Here is an 11,170-nt window from a genome sequence, read left to right on the forward strand (position 1 = left end):
GCTCATCTAATGATATAAATAAAGCCTTCAGATGAAGGCTTTATTGAATCCAACAAAGTTTGACCTTATAAGGTCGTTTGATGATGTTTTTTACTATAACGAATTGAAAGCCATGCTGTAATTGAAAGGGCAATCACGATAAAACTTAATGAGATCCAAATTGGCATATGGAATACGTCAAGCATAAGCATTTTGAAACCGATAAAAATTAAAATAGCCCCAAGTCCATAAGGCAAATAATGCATTTTTGAAGCGGCTCCAGACAGTAAGAAAAACATAGCCCGTAGACCGAGGATAGCCATCAAGTTAGCTGTAAGGACGATAAAAGGATCAGTGGTGACCGCAAAAATCGCTGGAATAGAATCGACTGCAAAAATAACATCAGATGCCTCGACTAAAATTAGCACTAAAAATAATGGGGTTGCCCATAGAACGCCATTTTGCCTTACGAAAAACTTATTTCCTTCCAACTGTGGAGTAATTCGCATGTGTTTGCGTAGCCATTTCAGAATGGCCATATCTTCAATATTTGGATCATCCTCTTGTCCTTTAAGGAATTTAAATCCAGTGTATACAAGGAAAGCACCGAAGATATAGAGGATCCACGAAAATTCCTGAACGAACCACGCACCGATAAAAATAAAAATTGTTCTGAGAATAATAGCGCCCAAAACACCATAAAGGAGTAATTGACGTTGAAGTGCAGGAGGTATAGCGAATGCAGCAAAAATCATTAGCCACACAAAGACGTTATCAATTGCGAGTGACTTTTCCAGTAAATAGCCGGCAAAATATTCCATAACTTTCGTATTGGCTACGTTTATACCAGCGGTATTTTCTAGATATAGCCATAGTCCACCACCAAAAAGTGTTGCGACAGTGACCCATGCAATACTCCAATAAGCAGCAGTTTTAACTTTAACTTCTTGACCTTCTTTTTGTTTAAAACCTAGAAAGTCAATTAAGAGCATAATCGTGACGATGCCAAAAAAAATGACATAAAGCCAAATATTGCCTATGGTTTCCATAGTGATCTCCAATACTGGCAATTGATTTTGGCATAAAAAAACCTCGACCAGTTGCCAGATAATAATTCTGAAACAACATGATCAAGGTCTTGCCTACACCATTTTGATTAAGCATTTTTTAGATAATCGAAATGATGCTCAGATACCGACTTCTTTCAAAGTGTAATGACGATATTCTGACACAGTATTTAAGTACTGTTGGAGGAGGCTACTCCCCTTGTTCAAATTTGATAATAAATTACGTTGAAATCGTTTCATTTGATTTCGAGTGCACAAAGGATGACACACTTATAAGTTGTGTGCAAATTATTTAAATGGGTTATTAAATTTGTCTTTAAAAATTGAAATTAATAAGATTATTGCAATGATGATCAATACTACAATTGATATTAAATAGATATCCATTTCATTTACTCATTAATTTTTTAACAATAATAATACATTTATATGTTAAAAAAATAACATTTAATGATTATGACTGACAATATATATTTTTGTTTTTTATAATATTTCTTTTTTTAAAATAAATTAAAGTTTTGAATTTGTAATTGATAGACAAGTTTGTCCCATTTTTTCATAGTGTTATGTAAATATGTCGTTCTAATCTATATTTAATAACGAATGATAGGATAATGATAATGTTAGAAATTAAACATCAAGAAAATGGATCAAAAGGTGAGTTTTTTATTGGTGAAGATGGCCATCATTTAGCTGAAATGACTTATTCATGGGCAGGTGAAGATAAATTTATTATTGATCATACTTGGGTTGATGATTCATTAAGAGGGCAAAACGTGGGACGTCAACTTGTTGACCGTGCGGTGGAATTAGCACGTCAAAAGAATGTTAAAATCTTACCGCTTTGTCCATTTGCTAAATCTGTTTTCAACAAAGATGAAGCAATCCACGATGTTCTGTTTAAATAAAATCATACAGTGAGCAGTCATATGCAGTTTGAACATATCGATAGTGTGAAAGGCGGTGAGTTTTATCTCACGGACGCAGATCAATCAAGAATTGCAGAAATCAGCTATCGTTACCAAACTCCACAGATCATTATAGCGGATCATACTTGGGTCGATGATCGTTTACGTGGACAAGGAACTGCAAAGTTATTGTTAGATCGACTTGTAGAATTTGCTCGTACAGAAAAATTAAAAATTGTTCCAACTTGCTCTTATGTGGTTGTCATGTTTAAGCGTTTTCATAATGAATATCATGACGTTATCGCTTATAAATAAAAAAGCCCGCAGAGCGGGCTTTTTTATTTATTCTTTTGCTTTGAGTGCTTGAATGAGTTTTTGATGCAAACCACCAAAACCACCATTTGACATGATCACAACGGCATCCCCCTCGCCTGCATCATTCACGACAGTTTGAATGATTTCTTCTAAAGTACGCGCTACCACAGCTTTATTCGGAGCAGCTTCAACAACAGGTTGTAAATCCCAATCTAAACCCTCAGGTTGATACCAAATCACCTCATCTGCCAATCGAGCAGAATATGCTAAACCATCTTTGTGGCTTCCCATTCGCATCGTATTTGAGCGAGGCTCAATAATCGCCCATAGTTTACGTTCGCCTAATCGTTTACGAGCACCATCCAGTGTTGTGTCAATTGCTGTTGGGTGATGAGCAAAATCATCGAAAACTTCAATACCTCGAATGGTATCGAGGAGCTCCATACGGCGTTTTACACCACCAAAATTCGATAATGCTTCGCATGCAGTTTCAATGGAAACACCTACATGCTCTGCAGCTGCAATGGTTGCTAAAGCATTTGCAACGGAGTGTTGACCTGTCATCGACCATTGGACTGTACCTTTTACTTCGCCGTCTTTTAAGACTTGGAAATGAGTACCATCTGCAGAAAGTTGGTTTGCAGAGATAGTTGCTTGATCATGAGATTCGAGGGATGTGCGGACGATCGGTGTCCAACAGCCTTGTGCCAAAACTTCATCAATATTCGTTTCAGTGATTGGTGCGATGATACGGCCTTCACTTGGAATAGTACGAACCAAATGATGAAATTGTTTTTGAATGGCAGCGAGATCATCAAAGATATCTGCATGATCAAATTCAAGATTATTCAGAATAGCTGTCTTTGGATGGTAATGAACAAATTTAGATCGTTTATCAAAGAAGGCAGAGTCGTATTCATCTGCTTCTACACAGAAATATTGACCTCCGCCTAGACGAGCACTTTCTTTAAATCCAAGTGGTACACCACCAATTAAAAAACCCGGTTCCAAGCCCGCTTGATCTAATACCCAAGCTAACATCGTGGTAGTAGTTGTTTTTCCGTGTGTACCAGCAACCCCTAATACATGTTTACCTTGTAGCACATGGTCGGCAAGGAACTGTGGTCCAGAGATATAGGGTAAACCCTGATTTAGCATGTATTCAACGGCGTCAATTCCACGTTTCATGGCATTACCAACGATCACTAAATCTGGGTGTGGTTGCAAATGACTACGGTCATAACCTTGCATTAAGGTAATACCCGCATTTTCAAGTTGTGTCGACATAGGTGGATACACATTTTGGTCCGAGCCTGTCACTGTGTGCCCTAGGTCTCGAGCTAACAGTGCTAACGATCCCATAAAGGTGCCACAGATTCCCAAAATATGCAGATGCATGATGATTTACTCCACTACTCTTTTCGACACAAACATCTTTTTGGTGCTGTTGTCATGTGTTATTTGATTTGATGTCAACGATAACAAGGGTCTTGGTGAAAAGATAGTGATTATTAGAAGGCATTCCGTAAAATTTTGCAGAAATAAATTTTTAAACTTATGAGCTAAAATATATGAATATTTTTAATCTAGTATGATGAAACGAAATGATTTAATCGTAGAATAACGCGGACGATTTAACTTGAGATTTAAATGATTTATTTACCTTTATTGCTTCTGATTTTAGCAAATTGCTTTATGACTTTGGCGTGGTATGGTCATTTAAAATTTTTGCCGCATGATGCCCCTTTATGGCAAGCCATTCTATTTAGTTGGATCATTGCATTATTCGAATACAGCTTAATGATTCCTGCAACCAAGATGCTGGCTCAAAATGGCTGGGCTGTGGGACAAATGAAAATCACTCAGGAAGTCGTTACGCTATTGGTATTTGTTCCTTTCATGATTTTCATGTTTAAACAGCCTTTCAAATTAGATTATGTATGGGCTGCACTTTGCTTATGTGGTTGTGTCTATTTTGTATTTAGAACACCATGATTCAAAAGGATGAAGATTAACTAAAGTTATTTTCATATTCCCGAACTAATCTTTGACGATCAGGTTCAAAATCAAAATGTTTTAAGCAGCGTGCCAAGATTTCATGTGCCATTTCATGAGCAGCTTCCCGTAGTTCCGATTCAGATACATTTTTTTCAATCATGGATAAGCATTTAATTATTCTTTGATTTAATTCGATATTACTTATACAGTCCCGTGCCATCGGTGCAAAGCTACTGCTAATAAACTCACGAATATCAAACATATCGACACTGATATTCGAGAAATTAAAAGTTTTCTGTTCTGGATCTGGCTGACTATCAATAATAATCCGCGTTAAGGCATTGATCGCACTAATTGCTGAACCCACATCATTAATTGCAGCTGACATCGCTTTTTGTCCAACCTCGCTCATGACCAATAAACCAAATCTTGGGTCTTGTAAAAAGCTTCGGTTCGTTTCGATAATCACGAATTCATGAATTTGATGTTCTAAATTTTTTAATTCTTCGTCATCTATTGGATTTTCCGTAAAGACTTCAATCAGAACCAGTGATGGGTCTACGAATTTCCCAGGAAGAAAAGCAAGATGAATATGTGCATTGTGAGTTTGAGCAAGAAGATTTAAGGACTCAATATCAAAATGAGTAAAATAACCTGTCTGTTTTGTGTGTATTTTGAGTTGGCTTTCGCCAAATGGTTTTTGTCCTGAAGCGCCAAAGTTGGGGTGTGTACGGAATGTACTTAAAGCTTGAGATGCTGCTGTTTCAATTTTAGAAATAGCATTGGTTAGTGTGCCAAGCTGAGACAATGTTTGTACCCAGCGAATTAATGTCACAATCAAATAAATAAGAACCAAAATGGTACTTACGAATAAGACAAATCGACCCGAAACTCCATAATATTGTAAACCTAAAGCGATTTTTGCGATGACGGCATAGATAAATGCGGAAATAAAACTGGTAATTGCGAGACGAGTATTATCATCATTCATCATCAGCTTATAAGCACGTGGCGTACCACTCGATGAAGCTGAAGCAAATGCGGCGACCATAATCGAAAGTGAAAATGTAGTGACCGCCAGCATACTCGAAGCAATGATATCCAGTAGGCTACTTAGTGTTTCAATACTGATATTTGGAACCGCGTGTGATGGAATAAAATAACGACTTGCAGTTGCAAATAAAGAGAAAAAAATCGCTAATAAAGCTCCAAGTGCTGGTGTAAACCATAAATTTTCTGCAGGGTTATTCCACCATAATTTCAGTTTAAACCACATGCTATATTCTCCTTTTTATTTTTTAATTTGAATGGCTTAGTTCAGTTTTATGTAAATTCAATTTGTCTTAAATGAGCTAGACGTTTAAGGCCGAACAATGACCAATCATAAAATTCATTTTTATGTCTATTAACAAGTATATATTTTTAATCCTTATTTTATCAGCTTAACTTTAGACCTATTCATTTTCAGTCTATAATAGTGAGTTCTTATTAAAGCTTGGCTATCGTCGAGATTTATCTCTCTTACTTTAATCTCTGGAAACATTGCAATGAATGCGGCCGCTTCACAAGACACTCCTCTCGTTGGAATTATCATGGGCTCTCAGTCAGACTGGGCGACACTCGAACACACTGCCAATATGTTGAATCAGCTTGGTGTACCTTTTGAAGCGGAAGTTGTTTCAGCACACCGTACGCCAGATCGTTTGTTTGAATATGCTGAGCAAGCTCGTGATCGTGGTATCCAAGTGATTATTGCGGGTGCTGGTGGTGCAGCGCATTTACCGGGTATGTGCGCAGCGAAGACTGATCTTCCTGTTCTAGGTGTACCGGTTAAATCTTCGATCTTGAATGGTGTTGATTCATTGCTTTCAATTGTACAAATGCCAGCAGGTATTGCTGTCGGTACTCTGGCAATTGGTCCTGCAGGTGCGACCAATGCTGCGATTATGGCGGCACAAATTTTAGGTTTAACTCGCCCTGATATTGCAAAGAATGTAGCCGATTTTCGTTTAGCGCAAACTGAAAAAGTTGCGAGTAAAAATATTCCTGGTCAAGCTTAATTCGAGAGAAATCTTATGGATAAAACCATCGGTATTTTTGGTGGCGGTCAATTGGGTCGAATGATGGCGCAGGCGGCACTTCCATTAAATATTCAATGTACTTTTTTTGAAGCAAGTACAGACTGCCCTTCTGCTGCTTTGGGTCCAGTGATCTCAACTCAAGCTAAAAATGGCTTACAGGATTTCATTAATAGTGCAGAAGTCTTTTCTTTAGAATTTGAAAATACGCCATTGTCAGATGTAGATGTATTAACTGAAACCAAGCAACTGCATCCCCCGCGTCAGGCTTTAGCGATTGCTCAGCATCGCTTGTCTGAAAAAGCGTTATTTGATGAGTTAGATATTCCAGTAGCACCTTACAAAGCGGTGACATCACTAGAAAGTTTACAAAACGCGGTCGCTGAACTTGGTCTTCCAATCGTACTAAAAACTTCACGTGGTGGTTATGATGGTAAAGGTCAGTTTGTCTTACGCACTGCGGATCAAATTGATCAAGCATGGGCGGAACTTGGTCCTGCGGGTGAATTGATTGCTGAAAGTTTTGTGACTTTCTCGCGTGAAGTGTCAATCATTGCAGTACGTGGTCAGAATGGTGATGTGAAAACATGGCCATTGGCTGAGAACCACCATCACAATGGTATCTTATCGCACTCGATTGTCCCTGCACCGAACAGTGTAGATCTACAACCTGTAGCACAAGATTACATCACTCGCTTGCTTAACCATTTGAACTATGTCGGTGTGCTGACGCTTGAGCTATTTGTGACGGACAAAGGCTTATATGCTAATGAGATGGCGCCACGTGTACATAACTCAGGTCATTGGTCGATTGAAGGTGCTGTGTGCTCTCAGTTTGAAAACCATATCCGTGCTGTTGCAGGCTTACCTTTGGGTTCAACTGAGATGATTCGTCCAACGGTATTGGTGAACATTATTGGTCAGCATCCAAAGACTGAAGATGTGTTGGCTTTAGAGGGTGCACATTTGCACCTTTATAACAAGTCAGAACGTGAAGGTCGTAAAATTGGTCATATTACCTTAATGCCAATCGATAGCTCAGAATTGACTACACTCTGTCGCCAATTGTCGAAAATTTTACCAAACCCATTAGCATTAAGTGAAGATATGACCATCTAGACTTTAAGTTGCTGATAAAAAAAGCGATCACACGAGTGGTCGCTTTTTTATTTATCTTGTTTAAGGCATGATTGCGCCTCTTTAAAAATCACTTGCCATTGGTCGGATGAAATTTTAAAAAAATTGCATAATAATTATACTATTAGTTCTGATTAGAATACATATTTTGAACTGTGTATAAGTTTGATTATGGCTTATGTGAGCCATCTTAACTTTGAATTCAAAGTGGTTTTAAATTCAAAATAATAGGCTTACAGGATATTTTGAATTCAAAGTTACTATTGAGGTTTGAATTCAAAAATGTATTTAAAGATTTATATCTAAATTCTTATCTATTGAGTAAATTAAATTATTTTAATATCTATAATTTTCAATGATTTAGGTTGATTTGTAGTATTGGATGACTGTGGATAAGTTTTTTGAATTTAAATGTTGTGTGGCGGTTTAAATTTAAATTCAATAACAAATGAATTTAAAACTAGGTTGTGGATAAGTTATTAAATTTAAATTTTCAAAATAAATTTAAAAAAGTAGAAAGTATGAATTTAAATTTACGATTCGATGCTTTAATTTTTAGAGTGAGCTGTTAAGGTAAAGACATAATTCCAACATTTTAGAATTACAGGGTCTTATGCAACGGCTTGCACTCACGATAGGTTCATTTTTTTTAGCGATATCTCAAACTCATGCTGAGTTGATTATTAATGGTCAGTCTGTGACAGCCTCGCCATCCATGACGCCAACTGTGTCATCCGCTCCTAATTTTCAGCAATGCATCTCGAATTTAAAATCACAAGCGATCACTAGAGGGGTTAGTTCGGCGACGTATGATCGTTACACGCAGAATTTAACTCCTGACTATTCTGTGATTGAACGTTTAAATTATCAGCCTGAATTTTCGACGCCAATTTGGGATTATTTGTCAGGTTTAGTTGATGATGAACGTGTTCAATTGGGGCAACAGAAACTTCGACAGCATCGAGAAACACTTGACCGTGTAAGTGTGGCTTATGGCATTCCAGCTGAAATGGTGGTTGCAGTTTGGGGAGTTGAGAGTAACTATGGTGATATTTCTGGACGCTATCCATTGCTTCAAGCTTTGGGAACTTTAAGCTGTGAGGGGCGCCGTCAATCGTATTTTAGAGGTGAATTTTTTACCACCATGAAACTTTTACAGCGTGGTGATGTTCGGGAAGAACAATTGAGAGGATCGTGGGCAGGGGCTTTTGGTCATACTCAGTTTATGCCTTCAACCTATGATGAGCTTGCTGTAGATTTTGATGGTGATGGACGACGTGATCTAGTCTCGAGTATTCCAGATGCTTTGGCTTCAACAGCAAATTTTTTGAAGAAAAGAGGATGGCAAACTGGTCAACCTTGGGGATTTGAAGTGCAGATTCCTGCTGGAATGTCAGTTGTAGGTGAGGGGCGACGTAATAAGAAAGCATTGTCTTATTGGGTCAATCAAGGATTGAATAGAGTGGATGGCTCCCCTTTAATTCAGGGTAATCTTTCTGCATCTTCTCAAGCTGGGTTGCTTGCGCCTGCTGGCAGTGCTGGGCCGGTCTTTCTAGTATTTAAAAATTTTGATGCTATATATAGTTATAACGCAGCAGAAAGTTATGCGTTGGCAATCGCACATTTATCAGATCGATTGCAAGGAAAAGCTAAAATTGCAAAAGCTTGGCCGACTGATGATCCTGGTACATCAAGAGCAGAACGCCGAGAAATTCAACGCTATTTAATCCGGCGCGGTTACGATATTGGTGCGATTGATGGTTTAATTGGGGATAAAACTCGACAGGCAATTCGTCAAGAGCAAACCCGATTGGGCTTAAATCCTACAGGTCGAGCGGGACAGCAGATATTGAGTGCATTTAGAAATGAGCAGGCTCAGCTGATGATGCAATAAATAGGTTCTCGGATTAAAAAAGGTCAACATAGGTTGACCTTTTTTTGTGATGATGTTTCTAAATAATAGAGCGATCGATTTTAACAGCATCGAGTAAGTCAAAAATGACTAAGGTTACATCTTGACTTAATTCTCGATCGTTAAAAATTTCATAAGCTGTAATGGTGACATCTGTATCGCTTGGAAGCTGGCGTTGTTCCTCTTCAATTAAATCTTGAATAGGTAATAATGTTTGCTTAATTTGAATATGTAAGACGTCTTCGAATTTAATGTTCTCATCATCGAGTTCGATGAGTTGTTTATTGAAATATGGCAGTAAAATTGAGTAGAGATAAGGTTGAAGCTCGACAATATCAAATATTTCAATATCACGAGTTTCCTCGATCGTGCTGATATGATCATTTACCTCAAGAATAATATGATAATAACTCACGTCTCTCTCCTCTGATTAATTTTAAAATACCTTAACACGAATTCAAAACTATTCAATTAAATCCGTAATTTAATTATGGGATTGAGATGTGGCGCTGATTTTATCGACTTTTTAGCAGTTCGAGGTCGGCAGTAGTCAATTTAAAATTGGAGAAATTCTGCTTTTCTAGAATTGGATACATTAAGGCATTGGGGTCATTAGTATGCTGAAGACCTAATGCATGGCCAAATTCGTGAGCTAATGTGATTCGAAGCTCATCTATAGATTGAAATTCATAAATATTGATTTCACGACCATTAAACTCGCCTTTGTGGAACATTTTGGTTTGAAAAACTTGGTTAAACTCATTAATAGCTTTACGTTGTTGGTGTTGGGATTGGTTGAATTTTTCAACTTTATCGTTGAGTTCTGTTCGTAAGATGTTAAATCGTTCAATATTGCTTTCAATCCCAAGCTTCTGCTGTGTGAGCCGTGTCTTAGAGGTATTGATCTGCTGAAGTTGTGAATCTGTAATAGATGTGTTTAAGCCATTAATATGGTGGACGAAATTATTATGTTGATCTAGATCATTACTATAGTTGTGTTGCTGCTGTTCAATTTGCTGTTTTAAAAATTCAAGTTGTTGTGATTCTTGCTCTAGCTGTAATCTCATTTGGTCGGCTAATGATTTGCTATTTTCAAATTGCTTTAGCGTATGTTTTCTATAATTGGATTCATTTTGACGTTCATCAAAAATGAGATTAATTGTAAGACGAGCATTGGGGTCGTAAACGAAATACTTTTGTTGAGTTTGATTTTCCCAGATATTCGCTGCCTCTTGAGTTATTTGGCGTAATGCCTCTGTATCAAGTTGAAATCTTGGGTCAATAAACCCAATACGATATCTTAGGCGTTGATCAATGGGGTGTTGAAGCCGATCTAAAGTTGAATTGTGATTTAATTGAGGATGAATAAAACGTTGTACAGCAAAATATGCAACGCATAAAAAGGAAAAGATCAGAATAATGGAGCGCATCATGCGAGCAATTCAACTTAATTTTTATTCAATGTAGCCTAAAAAAACATTTTGGAAAATAAAACATCAAAATATATGAGCTCCAGTGTGTATAAAAATGAAAATTATTCGTAAAATTTAAATGAATGATGAAAATAAATATGAATAATGATTAAAAAATGAGTGAAAATTCATGTTTTTCATCTTTTTAGTCGAAAAAAGCATCACCCGTTGAAAATAAGTGAAATAAGGGGTTGCAAGGGAGGAAAAAATCTATAGAATGCACCCCATACCGACGAGATACACGGAAACGAGCGAAGCAGGTTGCTGAGTTGTTAAGTGTTTCGAGTCCAGCTTCTAGCATTGA

The 11,170-nt window shown here is 37.4% G+C and carries 11 protein-coding genes; 6 read left to right on the top strand and 5 right to left on the bottom strand.

What is annotated here, in order from left to right; genetic code table 11:
- Positions 1 to 65: 65 nt before the first annotated feature.
- Positions 66 to 1,028 (bottom strand): TerC family protein, encoded by a 963-nt coding sequence (locus AC1M9H_RS13995; protein WP_481588063.1) that lies wholly within the window; start codon positions 1,026 to 1,028, stop codon positions 66 to 68.
- Between the two features lie 638 nt (positions 1,029 to 1,666).
- Between AC1M9H_RS13995 and AC1M9H_RS14000 the strand changes: the two genes are divergently transcribed.
- Entirely contained in the window at positions 1,667 to 1,954 is a 288-nt protein-coding gene (locus tag AC1M9H_RS14000) for a GNAT family N-acetyltransferase (RefSeq protein WP_035268578.1), read from the top strand.
- A 21-nt stretch (positions 1,955 to 1,975) separates the two neighbouring features.
- The gene (locus AC1M9H_RS14005) at positions 1,976 to 2,269 is read left to right on the top strand and encodes a GNAT family N-acetyltransferase (protein ID WP_481592395.1); all 294 of its coding nucleotides are present in this window, start codon (positions 1,976 to 1,978) and stop codon (positions 2,267 to 2,269) included.
- A 27-nt stretch (positions 2,270 to 2,296) separates the two neighbouring features.
- Here the strand turns inward: AC1M9H_RS14005 and mpl are convergent, their stop codons facing one another.
- Complete coding sequence (gene mpl / locus AC1M9H_RS14010) at positions 2,297 to 3,667, bottom strand: UDP-N-acetylmuramate:L-alanyl-gamma-D-glutamyl-meso-diaminopimelate ligase (RefSeq protein WP_481609320.1); 1,371 nt, start codon at positions 3,665 to 3,667, stop codon at positions 2,297 to 2,299.
- 252 nt (positions 3,668 to 3,919) lie between these two features.
- On the opposite strand from mpl, the gene AC1M9H_RS14015 reads away from it, so the two are divergent.
- A complete protein-coding gene (locus tag AC1M9H_RS14015; RefSeq protein WP_035270328.1) occupies positions 3,920 to 4,264 on the top strand; it encodes a DMT family protein in 345 nt (114 codons plus the stop codon).
- Between the two features lie 16 nt (positions 4,265 to 4,280).
- Here AC1M9H_RS14015 and AC1M9H_RS14020 read toward each other — a convergent pair whose 3' ends face one another.
- The gene (locus tag AC1M9H_RS14020; RefSeq protein WP_481613622.1) at positions 4,281 to 5,543 is read right to left on the bottom strand and encodes a DUF2254 domain-containing protein; all 1,263 of its coding nucleotides are present in this window, start codon (positions 5,541 to 5,543) and stop codon (positions 4,281 to 4,283) included.
- 271 nt (positions 5,544 to 5,814) lie between these two features.
- Between AC1M9H_RS14020 and purE the strand changes: the two genes are divergently transcribed.
- The 3 genes from purE (at position 5,815) to AC1M9H_RS14035 (ending at position 9,376) form a co-directional block, all read left to right on the top strand.
- Positions 5,815 to 6,327: a 5-(carboxyamino)imidazole ribonucleotide mutase gene (purE, locus tag AC1M9H_RS14025; protein ID WP_035270333.1), complete on the top strand. Its 513-nt coding sequence runs from the start codon at positions 5,815 to 5,817 to the stop codon at positions 6,325 to 6,327.
- A gap of 15 nt (positions 6,328 to 6,342) precedes the next feature.
- Positions 6,343 to 7,464: a 5-(carboxyamino)imidazole ribonucleotide synthase gene (locus AC1M9H_RS14030; RefSeq protein WP_481588067.1), complete on the top strand. Its 1,122-nt coding sequence runs from the start codon at positions 6,343 to 6,345 to the stop codon at positions 7,462 to 7,464.
- A 631-nt stretch (positions 7,465 to 8,095) separates the two neighbouring features.
- Entirely contained in the window at positions 8,096 to 9,376 is a 1,281-nt protein-coding gene (locus AC1M9H_RS14035; RefSeq protein ID WP_481609322.1) for a lytic murein transglycosylase, read from the top strand.
- Positions 9,377 to 9,434: 58 nt separating this feature from the next.
- Here the strand turns inward: AC1M9H_RS14035 and AC1M9H_RS14040 are convergent, their stop codons facing one another.
- Positions 9,435 to 9,809 carry a hypothetical protein gene (locus AC1M9H_RS14040; protein WP_035270344.1) on the bottom strand — a complete coding sequence of 125 codons (375 nt, stop codon included), beginning with the start codon at positions 9,807 to 9,809 and terminating at the stop codon, positions 9,435 to 9,437.
- Between the two features lie 100 nt (positions 9,810 to 9,909).
- Entirely contained in the window at positions 9,910 to 10,827 is a 918-nt protein-coding gene (locus AC1M9H_RS14045; protein ID WP_481613623.1) for a matrixin family metalloprotease, read from the bottom strand.
- Between the last annotated feature and the right edge of the window lie 343 nt (positions 10,828 to 11,170).

Source organism: Acinetobacter sp. ANC_7512 (assembly GCF_056779935.1).

Excerpts from the sequence above, each read along its gene's own strand:
- AC1M9H_RS13995 (WP_481588063.1), bottom strand. The coding sequence starts at position 1,028 with ATGGAAACCATAGGCAATATTTGGCTTTATGTCATTTTTTTTGGCATC.
- AC1M9H_RS14000 (WP_035268578.1), top strand. The coding sequence starts at position 1,667 with ATGTTAGAAATTAAACATCAAGAAAATGGATCAAAAGGTGAGTTTTTT.
- AC1M9H_RS14005 (WP_481592395.1), top strand. The coding sequence starts at position 1,976 with ATGCAGTTTGAACATATCGATAGTGTGAAAGGCGGTGAGTTTTATCTC.
- mpl (WP_481609320.1), bottom strand. The coding sequence starts at position 3,667 with ATGCATCTGCATATTTTGGGAATCTGTGGCACCTTTATGGGATCGTTA.
- AC1M9H_RS14015 (WP_035270328.1), top strand. The coding sequence starts at position 3,920 with ATGATTTATTTACCTTTATTGCTTCTGATTTTAGCAAATTGCTTTATG.
- AC1M9H_RS14020 (WP_481613622.1), bottom strand. The coding sequence starts at position 5,543 with ATGTGGTTTAAACTGAAATTATGGTGGAATAACCCTGCAGAAAATTTA.
- purE (WP_035270333.1), top strand. The coding sequence starts at position 5,815 with ATGAATGCGGCCGCTTCACAAGACACTCCTCTCGTTGGAATTATCATG.
- AC1M9H_RS14030 (WP_481588067.1), top strand. The coding sequence starts at position 6,343 with ATGGATAAAACCATCGGTATTTTTGGTGGCGGTCAATTGGGTCGAATG.
- AC1M9H_RS14035 (WP_481609322.1), top strand. The coding sequence starts at position 8,096 with ATGCAACGGCTTGCACTCACGATAGGTTCATTTTTTTTAGCGATATCT.
- AC1M9H_RS14045 (WP_481613623.1), bottom strand. The coding sequence starts at position 10,827 with ATGATGCGCTCCATTATTCTGATCTTTTCCTTTTTATGCGTTGCATAT.